Origin of the sequence: Sphingobacterium sp. Lzh-3, assembly GCF_046764375.1 — a bacterium.
Classification (GTDB): Bacteria; Bacteroidota; Bacteroidia; order Sphingobacteriales; family Sphingobacteriaceae; genus Sphingobacterium.
On the sequence record NZ_CP177226.1, the window covers coordinates 3750761 to 3764294 of the forward strand.

The 13534-nt window shown below is 38.6% G+C and carries 13 protein-coding genes; 7 read left to right on the top strand and 6 right to left on the bottom strand.

Annotated elements, in window-relative coordinates:
• Positions 1-25: 25 nt before the first annotated feature.
• A complete protein-coding gene (locus ACLCDV_RS15850) occupies positions 26-511 on the bottom strand; it encodes an ester cyclase (protein ID WP_317665916.1) in 486 nt (161 codons plus the stop codon).
• Positions 512-876: 365 nt separating this feature from the next.
• Between ACLCDV_RS15850 and ACLCDV_RS15855 the strand changes: the two genes are divergently transcribed.
• From ACLCDV_RS15855 to ACLCDV_RS15865, 3 genes are read left to right on the top strand one after another with little or no spacing between them, the layout of a single operon-like run.
• Positions 877-1803, top strand: coding sequence for a ring-cleaving dioxygenase (locus tag ACLCDV_RS15855; RefSeq protein ID WP_411971615.1), 927 nt, complete (start codon positions 877-879; stop codon positions 1801-1803).
• 5 nt (positions 1804-1808) lie between these two features.
• On the top strand, positions 1809-2141 hold the full coding sequence (locus tag ACLCDV_RS15860; RefSeq protein ID WP_411973951.1) for a GNAT family N-acetyltransferase: 333 nt from the start codon (positions 1809-1811) through the stop codon (positions 2139-2141).
• A 23-nt stretch (positions 2142-2164) separates the two neighbouring features.
• A complete protein-coding gene (locus tag ACLCDV_RS15865; protein ID WP_411971616.1) occupies positions 2165-2797 on the top strand; it encodes an alpha/beta hydrolase in 633 nt (210 codons plus the stop codon).
• Positions 2798-2864: 67 nt separating this feature from the next.
• Here the strand turns inward: ACLCDV_RS15865 and ACLCDV_RS15870 are convergent, their stop codons facing one another.
• Entirely contained in the window at positions 2865-4148 is a 1284-nt protein-coding gene (locus tag ACLCDV_RS15870) for a Gfo/Idh/MocA family protein (protein ID WP_411971617.1), read from the bottom strand.
• A gap of 575 nt (positions 4149-4723) precedes the next feature.
• Between ACLCDV_RS15870 and ACLCDV_RS15875 the strand changes: the two genes are divergently transcribed.
• Positions 4724-4915: a cold-shock protein gene (locus ACLCDV_RS15875; protein ID WP_046672944.1), complete on the top strand. Its 192-nt coding sequence runs from the start codon at positions 4724-4726 to the stop codon at positions 4913-4915.
• A gap of 187 nt (positions 4916-5102) precedes the next feature.
• Positions 5103-6227, top strand: a complete 1125-nt coding sequence (locus ACLCDV_RS15880; protein WP_317665909.1) for a DEAD/DEAH box helicase — start codon at positions 5103-5105, stop codon at positions 6225-6227.
• A gap of 63 nt (positions 6228-6290) precedes the next feature.
• On the opposite strand, the gene ACLCDV_RS15885 is transcribed toward ACLCDV_RS15880, so the two are convergent.
• The 3 genes from ACLCDV_RS15885 to ACLCDV_RS15895 form a co-directional block, all read right to left on the bottom strand.
• Entirely contained in the window at positions 6291-8558 is a 2268-nt protein-coding gene (locus ACLCDV_RS15885; protein ID WP_411971618.1) for a cation:proton antiporter, read from the bottom strand.
• Positions 8559-8735: 177 nt separating this feature from the next.
• Complete coding sequence (locus ACLCDV_RS15890; protein WP_411971619.1) at positions 8736-9458, bottom strand: LytR/AlgR family response regulator transcription factor; 723 nt, start codon at positions 9456-9458, stop codon at positions 8736-8738.
• The gene (locus ACLCDV_RS15895) at positions 9448-10188 is read right to left on the bottom strand and encodes a histidine kinase (protein WP_317665903.1); all 741 of its coding nucleotides are present in this window, start codon (positions 10186-10188) and stop codon (positions 9448-9450) included. Before ACLCDV_RS15895 ends, ACLCDV_RS15890 begins: the two co-directional genes overlap by 11 nt.
• 302 nt (positions 10189-10490) lie before the next feature.
• Here ACLCDV_RS15895 and ACLCDV_RS15900 point away from each other — a divergent pair, with 302 nt between their 5' ends.
• On the top strand, positions 10491-10709 hold the full coding sequence (locus ACLCDV_RS15900) for a hypothetical protein (protein ID WP_046672939.1): 219 nt from the start codon (positions 10491-10493) through the stop codon (positions 10707-10709).
• 134 nt (positions 10710-10843) lie between these two features.
• Here ACLCDV_RS15900 and ACLCDV_RS15905 read toward each other — a convergent pair whose 3' ends face one another.
• Positions 10844-12022, bottom strand: coding sequence for a thiolase family protein (locus tag ACLCDV_RS15905; protein WP_411971620.1), 1179 nt, complete (start codon positions 12020-12022; stop codon positions 10844-10846).
• Positions 12023-12343: 321 nt separating this feature from the next.
• Here ACLCDV_RS15905 and ACLCDV_RS15910 point away from each other — a divergent pair, with 321 nt between their 5' ends.
• Positions 12344-13519 (top strand): acyl-CoA dehydrogenase family protein, encoded by a 1176-nt coding sequence (locus ACLCDV_RS15910; RefSeq protein WP_411971621.1) that lies wholly within the window; start codon positions 12344-12346, stop codon positions 13517-13519.
• The last annotated feature ends 15 nt before the right edge of the window (positions 13520-13534 follow it).

Consider the following 13534-nt stretch of genomic DNA (forward strand, 5'->3'; position numbering starts at 1 on the left):
AAGGAAATGTAATTTTTTACTATCCTTAAAACATAGGATGTGCGTTTGCTGCATTTTTAGGAACATCTTGCTGTGCATCCCAATGCTCCACAATTTTACCTTTTTCTAGCCTGAAGATATCAATAGTTGATTTAAGACGACCATCTGGATTCTTATTCTTTAGGTGTATGAAGACCAAATCTCCATCCGAAGCAATGTGTTGCACATCAATCTTCGTTTTAGGCTGCCCTTCAAACCATTTCGCCGCAGCGAGCTTAAATGCTGCTGCTCCATCCGCAACAGAGGGATTATGTTGGATATATCCGGGAGAAATGTACTTATCAACTGCAGAAACATCCTTATCACCAAACATTTGCTGATAAAAATCTAAAACGATTCTTTTATTCTCTTTGTTTTCGTCAAGTTGTTTTTGTGCAGCCTCCTTTGATTCATTTGTCTGTGGCTGCTGACAGCCCAGCGTTAGCAATAAAACAGAGAAAGTCATGACCTTAACTATTGTTCTATTTTTCATCTTTTAATCTATTTTTAATTGAAGTCTTCGATTCCCACCTCACATTAGTACAATCCAATTTACCGAAATTATACCATATATAAGGCTTTTATCTGAGTTCATTTACACTATTAAATATTGGCATGATAATTGGATTTACTGTTAATAGTATAATATTCAGAATATACATTTCATAAATTTAGGTTAATAATTGGTTAGGTTAAACACCTGAAGTCCCCAACTTCAGGTGTTTTTTTATATATTTTCGAAAATCACTATTCCCTAAAAAACAAAATTGCCATTATTGCTTTTATTAATCTAGTTCAATAAAATTCCCTGTTGGTCGGCGTAACTTTACATTAGTTAAGAAAATAAAATTATCAGATATGGAAAATAAAATATTAGGGTTACACCACATTACTGCGATAGCAGACAATGCAAAGCGAAATCTCGATTTTTACACGAAAGTATTGGGTGTACGCCTTGTCAAAAAAACTGTTAATTTCGACGACCCCGGCACATACCACTTCTACTTCGGCAATGAACAGGGCGAACCAGGAACGATCCTCACTTTTTTCCCCTGGGAAGGTATCGGAAAAGGTACCGCAGGAGCAGGAATGGCGACTCATATTGGCTATGCTGTACCTCAAGGGAGTTTGGATTTTTGGAAAAAACGCTTAGTGGAACATCAGATTAGTTTACAGGAAAGTGAAATTTTTGGAGAGAAGCTAATTTCATTTAATGATCCCGATGGATTGCAGCTTCAGTTTATTGAAACGAAAGATGATAGAAAAGCATGGACAACGACTGACATCAATGGCGAACATGCACTAAAAGGCTTCCATAATATCACGCTTTCTTTAAAAGAAGCAGATCCGACGCTAAAAGTATTGACCGATATTTTGGGTTATTCGCTCCAACAACAGCATGATAATCGTTATAGGTTAACAACGGATAGCATTGATACGGCTAACATTGTTGACATAATAGCGGATAAAAATCTGCCATACGGCAAAAATGCAGCCGGTACAAATCATCATGTCGCATTTCGGGTAAAGGACGACAATGTTTTGATGGAGTATCGTGAAAAGGTACTTTCAGCAGGGTTAGATATCACACCAAAAATAGATCGAGATTACTTTTTCTCACTCTATTTTCGTGAACCTGGTGGTGTCTTATTTGAAATCGCCACGGACAATCCCGGATTTACGGTAGACGAACCGCTATCCAGCTTAGGATCGGCACTCAAATTGCCAAAGCAATATGAAAGCTACCGTTCGCAGATTGAACAGACATTGCCAAAAATCGATTAATTAAAATATATAAACATCATTATACAAACAAGGAAGTTATGGAAAGAACTGAAATTGTATTAGACAAAAATCAACGTGGAGAGCTTCAATTATTCTCCGATGAACGCAAAGCAGGTTTAATGAGTATCGCTATCATTGACGGTAATCTCGTTGTTTACCATACAGAGGTGGACGAAGCCTATGAGGGAAGAGGATTTGCAAAAATACTGCTCGAGAAATTGGTAGCTCATGCGCGCGAAAACAACATGAAAATTGTTCCATTATGCCCTTATGTAAATGCGCAGTTTCATCGTCATCCAGAACTATATCAAGACGTTTGGTTTAAAAAAACGGTATAAATTACCCTACATGAAAGGATAAAATGAGTCATTCAATAAATATTAAAACAGCTGGTAAAAATTTAGAACAGGCAGAAAAAGCCATTGTGATGATCCATGGTCGTGGGGGGAGTGCAGAAGACATCCTTGGCATGTCATCCTATCTTCATGTCGATAATTTTGCACTACTTGCACCGCAGGCAAAAAATCACACTTGGTATCCCTATTCTTTTATTGCTCCCGTACAAGAGAACGAACCCTGGTTGAGTTCCGCAATTGATCTGATCGATCATACGGTTAAACTAGCTTTAAAGAGTGGGATACTCGCCGAAAACATCTATTTTTTTGGATTTTCTCAGGGTGCCTGTTTAACACTAGAATACCTTGCACGGCATGCGCAGCGCTATGGTGGGGCTATAGCAATTATAGGTGGGGTAATCGGTGAAGAAATTAACAGGGATAATTACATGGGGGACTTTGCACAAACGCCTATTTTTATTGGCACGAGCGATCCCGATTTCCATGTTCCTCTTGAGCGGGTTGAAGCTACGGTATCCATCTTAGCACAAATGAATGCCAATGTAAAGCTCATGGTATATCAAGACGCGGGACACACCATCAATCGCGAAGAGATCGATCTCGCAAACGAATTCGTTCTTCAAGGAATAATGAAATAATCCATTGGTAAACCGTGATCCATTGGTTGTTGATTATAATGATTAATCAACAACCAATTTTAAGGCATTATACTTTTGGGTATTTATAGCCGTTATGATAAACCGAAGCTAAGTATTTATTTGCTTTCTGATCGGTGAAATGCTGTTTATCTTTATCCCAGTAGAGTTTTTGTCCAGTCCTGAATGCAATATTTCCGAGCTGGGAAAATATGGCAATATGCGCCCCCACTTCAATTGGTGCATGCAGTACTTCTGGATTACGTTGGCGAATTGCTGCTACAAAATTTTCCATATGTTTGTCCAGTCCATTATCTAAAGAAGGTTGGATAGTGACCGCTTCCATCCTCCCTTTTTCTGGAATAACCTCCCAGCCCGACCTGTTCAAGACCAGCGTACCATTGTTACCAATAAATGCGACGCCATGATTACGGCTATAAGGTCCGAGATCAATTCCTTTGGCATGTTCCCATTGGATATTGAAGCCATCAAACTCGTACACAGCAGTCATCGTATCAGGTGTTTGTCCAGCATCGTCCGGGAACGCAAACTTACCTCCAGAGGCCATAATAGATTTTGGATCGGAAACCTTCATCCCAAGTAACGCATAATCCAACATATGAACGCCCCAATCTGTCATCAAACCTCCAGCATAGTCCCAAAACCATCGAAAATTAAAATGGAATCGATTCGAATTAAATGGTCTTTTTTGTGCCGGACCTAGCCATTCCGTATAATGTACACCTGCGGGAACCGGTTCATCGGGCACGATGGGAATAGCACTTTTCCACCCTTGATAAGACCAAGCTTTTACCAATCTTATTTTGCCCAATTTACCGGAATGAACAAAATCAATGGCGTCCTTAAAATGTTGCTGACTTCTTTGCCATTGCCCGACTTGAACAATAGCCTTATTCTTTTTTGCTGTCTGAACCATTAATTGACATTCAACAATGGAGTTACCGATGGGCTTTTCGACATATACATGCTTTCCAGCATTTACGGCATCGACCATTTGCAGGCAATGCCAATGATCGGGTGTGGCAATGATGACCGCGTCCACAATCGAGCTATTGAGCATCTTCTTATAATCTACAAACGTTTCGACCTGTATATTTCTTTTTTGAAGTTCTTCAGCTCTTTTTTTAAGAATATTTTCATCCACATCACAAAGAGCAGTACACACCAAACCATCATTCTTTAACAATGCATTCAAATCAGACCAGCCCATACCATTTACACCAATTAATCCAACCCGGATGGATTGATTTAAAAAGTTTGAACCTTTAGCATTAAAAAAAAATGATGATGCCGCTAAAACAGTAGACGTTTTGATAAAATCTTTTCTATTCATTGGATATTGGTTTAAGTTTTGTTTTTACTGGATATCATCTAAATTCTCAATACGAATAGAATACATACGCTTGGATGAATACCCTAAATAAGAACTGCTTTCTTAATTATTAAAAACAAATTGCTTCGATGAAAATACAAAAATGAATTTAGGTGCTCGCAAAAAGCATTGTAAAATATATATAGACAAACCTAGCTTAACCCTATGAAAAAAACGAAAAAAATGGTCGAGTTAGAATCACTCGACCATACATCTACCTATGAAAAACATGCCCTTGGGAGGGGCGGTTGAAGTTAATACTAATTTCACTAAGAACAAACATTTAGAAAAAATATTTATCTAAATAATTAATAATACCATTAATAACAACATCATGAGTTGACCATGTTACATTGCTTGGCGAGATCGTGTTTTATTATACATTTTTGTTCGATAAATTCCTCCTTCTAACGCTGTTTCAATCAATATCCCGTTCAAAAAAACGCTCAGTTACACACCACATTTTACAATTCATTAAAAAAAAATAAAAGATTAATCATTTATTATGCCTACCTTGTCGCACTTAATTAAAAATAATGAATACAGGTAAAATTAAATTTTTCAATGAAACTAAAGGTTTTGGTTTTATTACACCAGAGGATGGTAGTGCAGATGTTTTCGTACACGTTTCTGCGCTTAAAAATCAAGTATCTGAAGGCGACGTTGTTACTTATGATGTAGAAAGAACTCCAAAGGGGATCAGCGCTACAAATGTAAAATTGGCGTAATCCAAAAAATACACTTTCTTGTTAATGGGGTAATTCTTAATGACTTATCCCATTTCTTTTTCCTATTCTTCCTTTACAATTTTTCAGCAATCTTTTACTTTTCCGTTGAAGACTTTTAGTTTTCAAATAAAAAGCATAAAAAGGATTCTCAGAGGTTTTATTTAAGACAAATTCGAACATACCATTTATGGAATTTAAACAACTCGGTTTAATAGCTCCGCTTTTAAAAGCAATAACAGAAACAGGATACACACACCCTACTGCAATTCAACAAAAAGCCATTCCAATTGTATTGCAAGGCAACGATCTTATCGGTTGTGCACAAACGGGAACCGGAAAAACGGCCGCCTTTGCACTTCCGCTTTTACAACGTCTTGAAGAAACTAAGACACCTGGTAAACTCGTGCCGATTAGGGCTTTGATCCTTACACCAACGCGTGAACTGGCCATTCAAATTGGAGACAATATCAACTTATACCGAAAATATCTAAAACTAAACTATTGTACTATTTTCGGTGGCGTAAGCCAAGAAAAGCAAGTTAAAGAAATTAAAAAAGGTGTTGATATTCTTGTTGCTACCCCAGGCCGGTTACTGGATTTAATGAATCAAAAAATAGTTTCTCTAGATAAAATCGAGATCTTGATATTGGACGAGGCGGACAATATGTTGGACATGGGCTTTATTCATGATATCAAAAAGATCCTGACCAAAATTCCTTCAAAAAGACAGACCTTATTCTTCTCGGCAACGATGCCACCCAATATCCGTAAATTTGCACATGGCATATTACACAAGCCTTTTGAGGTTGACGTCACCCCGGTAAGCTCAACAGCCGAGAAAGTAAATCAATCTGTATTTTTTGTTGAAAAGAAGGAAAAGATCAAATTATTGACGAGCCTCTTAAAAAAGCTGAAGCATGAGCGCACCATTGTCTTCTCCAGAACAAAACATGGTGCCGATAAGATCGTTAAGCTGCTTGCAAAAAATGGCTTGAGAGCAGCAGCCATTCACGGAAATAAATCGCAAAATGCAAGACAAAAAGCTTTAGGTGAATTTAAGGACAGTCATCTGAAAATTTTGATCGCTACCGATATTGCGGCTAGAGGAATTGATATCGAACAACTACCGCTTGTCATCAACTATGATCTCCCAAATGTACCGGAAACCTATGTCCATCGCATTGGTAGAACAGGAAGAGCTGGTCAGGAAGGAAAAGCTATTTCTTTTTGCGATGTAGAAGAAAGACCGTATTTGGCTGATATCGAAAAATTGATCGGACTAAAAATCAAGATAGAAAAGATCAATAAATAGATCTTGATAACACCTTAAGTAAAAGCCCCTAGATTATTGATTTAGGGGCTTTTTACGTTTTATTTATGGTTTGCGATCCGCCATCAACAGTGTAGATGGCGTGAAAGGAAGCCAATGTACTTTTTTATTGACAATTTTGTTCCAGCTAGGCAGGCTGATCAACATTAAGTCCTGGTCCTGCCAGGTATCACTGTTTAACTCTTTTTCCGTTATTGTAAGGTGGTTTGGAACAAGCTGTTCCAATTGCCTCAATTTCTCCTTGAAGCTTTCATTGGTTTTCAGCACTTGATTGAGATCCCAAACTATGATCTGAGCATCTGAATGCTGAATCAGACGTTTTATCATTTCACACAGAAATTCATCATTTTTTAAGACGACGGGAACAATCACTCGCTTCGCCTTCACAAAGTCTTTATCAATCAAAATCCCTACCATCGCGTTCACTTTGGCATTGATCTGTTGATTTCTATCAAATGTCATAAAAGGAGATTCGGCATTTGTAACCGTATGGAATAACTTTTCGGGATTCACAATCCGGGTAGTAAAATCTAAAAAACGTCCCAGTAAGCTTCCTTCATAAATTGATTCACTAACTCCCAACAGTAATAAGTCCTGATTGCGTTCGTTGGAAGTTTGAACAATCTCACTGTCGATATCACTGGAGATTTTAAAGACTGTCTGAATAGGTTGCTCGAGCTGCTGTGCTACCTGCTTGATTTCACGGAAACTATCCAACTCCTGAGTTTCCACTTCGTAATGATGTAATTCGTTGGCAGGTTCAATATGTAAAGCTGTAATTTCAGCATTCTTTTTTGATTTTAAGGTTAATGCATCAGCCAGATACAACAGTGAAATCCCGGTATTACTTTTCGCAAAAGACAATAGAATCTTAAATTTTGATTTATCCTGGAGATCTTCCTGTAATAAACTCTTCTTTGGTCGATAAAGAAAATTGATGAGATCTAAGGATGGCCCTGTCATAAAGGTGGTCACTAAGGCCATAACGACCATCATCGAAAATAATTCAGCACTTAAAACGCCAAGATCGTATCCAATATTGAGGACGATAAGTTCCATCAACCCCCGCGTATTCATTAACGCGCCGATACTCAAACTATCTTTCCAGCTTTGACCGACAAAACGCGCCGCCAATGTACTACCGGCAAATTTCCCAATAACCGCGACCAAAATAATACCAACGGTAATCATCCATAACTGAGGATCATTAAGTAGACCGATCTGCGTACGCAGTCCAGTATAGACAAAAAATAAAGGCAACAACAACAAAGTAGAGACATCTTCGATTTTTTCGATGAATGCTGTTCGGAATCGACTTCCTTCGGGCATGATTGCTCCCGCCATAAATGCACCAAAAAGCGCATGGATACCGATTACTTCGGTTGCATAAGCAGACAATAACAGCACAATAAAGAAAATAGCAACAACAGGTTTACTCAAAGCTTCCTTACTCCCTTTTACCTCTCCAACGCGCATCAAAAATGGGCGCACGATCTTAATCATAATGAGCACATAAGCAACAGCAAGCCCTATTGTATACAACGCACTGGCGAAATCACCGGCTTTGACGATTGCAATTACGACAGCGAGTATACACCAAGCCGTAATATCGTCTGCAGCCGCGCAGGTAATCGCCATTGCACCTAGCTTACTTTTTTGCAATCCTCTTTCCTGTATAATTCTGGCAAGGACAGGAAATGCGGTGATACTCATGGAAATACCAATAAACAAGCTATAGGATAGAAACTCTACATTTGTAGGTGGATGGAATAGGTATAAAAAATAAGCCAATGAAATTCCCAACGTAAATGGGATCACAATGCTTGCATGAGAAATGACAACAGCATCATGCGCTTTATTTCGCAGCACATTCAGATCCAGCTCCATTCCAATGATAAACATAAATAATATCAGCCCAATTTGACTCAAAAACTGCAAATTACTAAGCGACTCTACAGGAAAAAGTGTATGCGAAAATTCCGGAAAATAGAGCCCCAGCAATGATGGTCCCAATATGATACCGGCGAGCATCTCTCCGATTACCACAGGCTGCTTAATCTTAATGCAAATCCAGCCCATAATACGTGCCGCGATAATGATCGTCACGATTTGAGCCAATAATATCGCTAACGGATGCTGCAGACTATGGAATAAAGTTGATGTAAAATCCTTCCAGGCACCTTGACTTGTTTTCTCCCCTCGCAGAAGCTCTGGAGCTTCCAGCAGTGCCCCCAAATGAATCACCCAATACATTACGGCAAGTAATGTACCAACCAAAATTACGTAGAAAATTGTATTCCTATATTTCCTCATCTCCAATAGCAATTAAAATAAATATAATGACAATAGCATACTAAGTCCCCGACCAATACTCAATAAATAAGGGGAGATAAAATACAGTCTCAACAAAAATATAATTCTGTTGCAGTTTTAATGCCTTTCAGCAGGTAGGTCTACGAAAATATGTAATGAACCAAATGAATTTTGTAATCAACTGAATTTCTCGAAAAACATTTTCTTGTACGATTCGCCCAAATTAAAAAGAAGGGGTAGATCTTGGTCGTCCGACAAAGTGCTTGTAATTTCATCCGCGGAGAAAAATTTGACGATCTTGGTTGCAATGACTTCTTTTTTATTGATACGGATAAAATCGTGTTCAGGCAAGATCTCCATCAGCTTATCAAAGCTTATATTTTTCAATAAAATAAATGAACCATCTGCCAAATAAACTGTTTTATCGCGGCTGTCTACTTCAGCTATTTGCACATAGTTAATCTGTTCAAAATACAATACTGTTTTTCCTTTATTTGTATTAAATTGCGCAAACGGGACAGTTTCAGCTCGCTTGCTGATTAGTTGCTCCACCTTCATAATGGCCTGCTGAAGACGTTGCAGGGATATTGGTTTACGCATGTAATCTACAGCATTAATATCAAAAGCATCGCTCGCATATTGTTTATATGCGGTAGAAAACACGATAGGAAAATCCTTGAGTTCTCTGGCTACATCAAATCCATTAAATTCCGGCATTTCAATATCCAGAATACAAAAATCAAAACTTAGTGAACGATATTCTCTCAACAATGCTGCTGGTTCATTAAAGGTTTTCACCACCTCTACCCTTGGAATTTGCTCACAGAGCATTTTCAAGAACCTCAAGCTTGGTATTTCATCATCCAGAAGAATACATTTCAAATTTCTTTCAATCCGCATACAATCTGATTTGAAGGTTGGCAGTATAGACATCGTTTTCTACAAACCGCCGCAGTTGATGTCTACCGGGATAGTACAACATGAGCCGCTCTTCCAAAGTTTTGCTGCCTATTCCACTTTTGGCCTTTTGTAGGGGTGAACGTTTTGAAATTCGATTGCTTACAATGAGCTCCAGCAAACCATTCTTAAAGGTCAGCATGATAGAAATAAAAGAATCAGGGCCATGGAAATCTGCATGTTTAAATGCGTTTTCAATTAAATCCACAGACATCAAAGGAACCAATGAAGGTGTATTCAACAAGGAACTATTTAGTTCATCAATGTCAAATTTAACGCGGATATCAAATAAGGGGCTCAGTTTTACTTTATTTATCTCAATAAGATTACGTGCAAATTCAATTTCAGCCTTCGGTGAAACAAGTTCATCTTCACTTTCGTATAAAACGTAGTCTAATACCATGGCCAATTTGTCCATCGTATAATAGGTTTGATAAGCATGCGAAAGTATTCCGTTCAACGAATTTTTAAGCAAATGCGGATTTAATTGAGCCCGATGAAAATGTTCTATCTTTTGATTGTCCATACGATTAAAAAGCTCTTTTTGTTGTCTATTTTCTACCTCAAGTTTCCGGTATTTTTGTCTTAAGAAGAGGTACAAAGCCAATATTACAGCAACAATAGTCAGCAATAACAGAATGATTATATTCGAGATCTCAGTCGTCATGTTCATCCAAACTTAGTTAAAATTTTATTATGAACGAAAAAGCAGCTTCAGAAAACCCGACTGACCAAACCATTTATTCGTTTGCGATAAAATGAAATTTGAGTGTCCCTGGACTAAATACACGACTGTGAAATTCCCATCTATTTATTACAAAAATTAACAGTTTCATTACAATTTAGTCACTTTAAAACATTAATTTCAGATTATTATCCCTATATTGAAACTATTGTAATTAGCCGATCAAATGATTGTCTACGCTATTTTGGTTAAACCCGCCTGATTTTTAATCAGGCCTAATATGAAACACTATGGAAAAGCTCATTTTCGAAACTAATGCACAACACCCCAGTCTTGTAGACAAAATTAAACAAGCTGTTGAAAAACTGAATGGCATCCACGAATGGAAAATCGACTTGGATTCTATTTATAATCTGTTAACCATAGAAGGCATTCGACTCAACCCAACGGAAATCGAATCAGAACTGGCGCTCCATGGAGTCGAGGCAAGCCGTCTATATGAGGAGTAGAAATACAACCTTGTATAGCAAATAAAATAAGTTTCCTGGAAGCTATGTGGTTAAAAACACCCGAATTCAAACCGAATTCAATAAGCGTGAGCTTCTTCCAGATAAAATTAAAGCAATCTTATCTGGAAGAAGCATCAAATCTTTTTAATAATCATTGCCGAGGCACCACCGCCACCATTACAAATCGCTGCCAGTCCTACTGATCCCCCCTCCTGTCTTAAAATGCTGCTGAGTGTTACAACAATTCTAGCGCCCGAACATCCCAATGGGTGCCCCAAAGATACCGCTCCTCCATAAACATTTACTTTGTTCATGGGTAAACCTAAAATTTGTGCATTCACCAAAGCCACCACGGAAAAAGCTTCATTATATTCAAAATAATCAATGTCTTCTAGTGTCAATCCCGCTTTTTTTAACACCTTTTCTGTGGCTACACTCGGTGTAGTCGTAAACCATTCCGGAGCCTGTTCAGCATCAGCATAAGCAATAATCTCTGCTAAGGGGACAAGTCCAAGTTCTTCCAATTTCTCGCCAGACATGAGCAGCACCGCAGCAGCTCCATCACTTATTGTCGATGCGTTTGCGGCAGTTACAGTCCCCTCTTTTTTAAAGGCAGGCTTAAGCTCGGGTATCTTATCAAAATTGACCCGCGAAAACTCTTCGTCCCGCGAAACGACGACGTCTCCTTTACGACTTTGTATCGTTATAGGTTGAACCTCGTTTAAAAACTTATTTTTTTGCCACGCGTCTAGGCTTCTTTTATAGGAACTTATCGCATAAGCATCCTGTGCTTCACGGCCAATATGATATTTCTCGGCACACAACTCTGCAAATATTCCCATTGCATCATTCGAATAAGCATCGCTCAAACCATCACGTTGTAAACCATCAACCAGATTCTGGGCTCCAAATTTGGCTCCCCAACGCATACTATTCGTATAATATGGCACCCTACTCATGCTCTCCATCCCACCAGCAATCACTATATCAGCATCTCCCAATAGAATACTTTGTGCAGCAACAGCTATTGCTTTCATTCCACTAGCACATACTTTATTAAGGGTAGTTGCAGCGGTATGATCCGACAAACCTGCTAACCGCGCTACCTGTCGGGCAGGCGCTTGTCCCAAATCAGCTTGCAAAACAGCACCAATAATAATCTCATCCACTATATCGCGGGAAATACCCGCCTCATCAACTACAGCCCCAACAACCTGGGCCGCGAGACTTGGCGCCGAAATAGATGACAAGGCACCCCCAAAACTTCCAATTGGTGTGCGTTTCGCTGCAACGATAAATACACTCTTTGACATGATATAAAAAGTTTATAATTGTTCTGCTAAAATTTTGAAGGCCTATCGCTAGCATATTCCCCAACAACCCTTCCTCATCTTAAAGATAAAAAATATAACAGATAACCCACAACAAGTCGGTTTTATTTTTTTCATCAAAACAGAATAAATAGAAAAAAAATAGCGCAAAAACTTCCCTACTTAACCAATTGAACGAAAAATAAAGAATAAAAATTTGCAAAAAGCCAAGGCTTTTCGTTAAATTCGTTTAGATAAAATCCTACTAGACGGTCATTCAAAAGACCGCCTTACATAAGATAACCAAAAGCAAGATAAACGATTATGCAGACAATCAAGTTTACAGCTGAACATCAGATTTTTCGCGATACACTTCGTACATTTATTCGAAAAGAAATTACACCCTACGTAGATGATTGGGAAAAACGGGGCGAGATCGACCGAAATGTGTGGAAGAAAATGGGTGATATGGGATTGATGGGACTCAATTACCCAGAAGTGTATGGTGGACTAGACCTCGATTTTTATTATTCCTTAATACTCTGCGAAGAATTATCCTATTGTTTTTCTGGAGGATTTACCATTTCGGCGCTTGTCATTCAGTTTATGTCGGCTCCGTACCTACTGAAATATGGATCAGAAGATCTGAAAGTGCGCTACCTTAAACCAGTTATTGCCGGTGATATGGTCAGTGCTGTTGCTATTACTGAACCCGGGGCTGGTTCTGACGTAAAGCAAATCAAAACAACAGCTGTCCGGGATGGTGATTTTTATATTGTCAACGGATCTAAAACATTTATTACCAACGGTTATTATGGCGATTTCTTTATTACAGCAGTCAAAACTGCTTCTGACCAGGGAACAAAGGGTATAAGCTTATTACTTATTGACAGAAATGCAACTGGAGTCTCGTCAAGCAAAATCAATAAATTAGGCTGGCACGCCTCTGACACTGCGGAGCTAGGGTTTAATAACGTACGAGTCCCTATTTCTCATCTCATCGGCTTAGAGGGAGAAGGATTTCGCTATTTAATGGATGGACTTCAATTGGAAAGGCTTACCGCAGCTATTCATAGTCTCGCTACCGCAGAATCGGCATTTCAGTATACACTTGATTATATCGCACAACGTGAAGCCTTTGGAAAAAAAATCCAGGAATTTCAAACAATACGGCACCGAATCGCACAAATGGCAGCAGATATCGCTACCACGAAAGCCTTTGTCTACCATTGTTGTGATCTCCAGGACCTAGACGAATATGCTGTCCAAGAATGTTCCATAGCGAAGCTACAAGCAAGTGAGCTCGCCGTCAATGTTGTAAACCAATGTCTCCAATTATTTGGTGGTTATGGGTTTACAGAAGATTATAAAATCGCACGTTTATATCGCGATGTCCGTGTCGGCACAATCATCGGGGGAACCTCAGAAATCATGCTTGAAATTATCGCGAAAATGACAATAGATCATGTGACTTATCAATCAGGAAAGTCCAAACAATAGAAAGCTTTTTAAAAA

Excerpts from the sequence above, each read along its gene's own strand:
- ACLCDV_RS15885 (WP_411971618.1), bottom strand. The coding sequence starts at position 8,558 with ATGAGGAAATATAGGAATACAATTTTCTACGTAATTTTGGTTGGTACA.
- ACLCDV_RS15855 (WP_411971615.1), top strand. The coding sequence starts at position 877 with ATGGAAAATAAAATATTAGGGTTACACCACATTACTGCGATAGCAGAC.
- ACLCDV_RS15910 (WP_411971621.1), top strand. The coding sequence starts at position 12,344 with ATGCAGACAATCAAGTTTACAGCTGAACATCAGATTTTTCGCGATACA.
- ACLCDV_RS15865 (WP_411971616.1), top strand. The coding sequence starts at position 2,165 with ATGAGTCATTCAATAAATATTAAAACAGCTGGTAAAAATTTAGAACAG.
- ACLCDV_RS15890 (WP_411971619.1), bottom strand. The coding sequence starts at position 9,458 with ATGCGGATTGAAAGAAATTTGAAATGTATTCTTCTGGATGATGAAATA.
- ACLCDV_RS15895 (WP_317665903.1), bottom strand. The coding sequence starts at position 10,188 with ATGAACATGACGACTGAGATCTCGAATATAATCATTCTGTTATTGCTG.
- ACLCDV_RS15875 (WP_046672944.1), top strand. The coding sequence starts at position 4,724 with ATGAATACAGGTAAAATTAAATTTTTCAATGAAACTAAAGGTTTTGGT.
- ACLCDV_RS15880 (WP_317665909.1), top strand. The coding sequence starts at position 5,103 with ATGGAATTTAAACAACTCGGTTTAATAGCTCCGCTTTTAAAAGCAATA.
- ACLCDV_RS15905 (WP_411971620.1), bottom strand. The coding sequence starts at position 12,022 with ATGTCAAAGAGTGTATTTATCGTTGCAGCGAAACGCACACCAATTGGA.
- ACLCDV_RS15850 (WP_317665916.1), bottom strand. The coding sequence starts at position 511 with ATGAAAAATAGAACAATAGTTAAGGTCATGACTTTCTCTGTTTTATTG.
- ACLCDV_RS15900 (WP_046672939.1), top strand. The coding sequence starts at position 10,491 with ATGGAAAAGCTCATTTTCGAAACTAATGCACAACACCCCAGTCTTGTA.
- ACLCDV_RS15870 (WP_411971617.1), bottom strand. The coding sequence starts at position 4,148 with ATGAATAGAAAAGATTTTATCAAAACGTCTACTGTTTTAGCGGCATCA.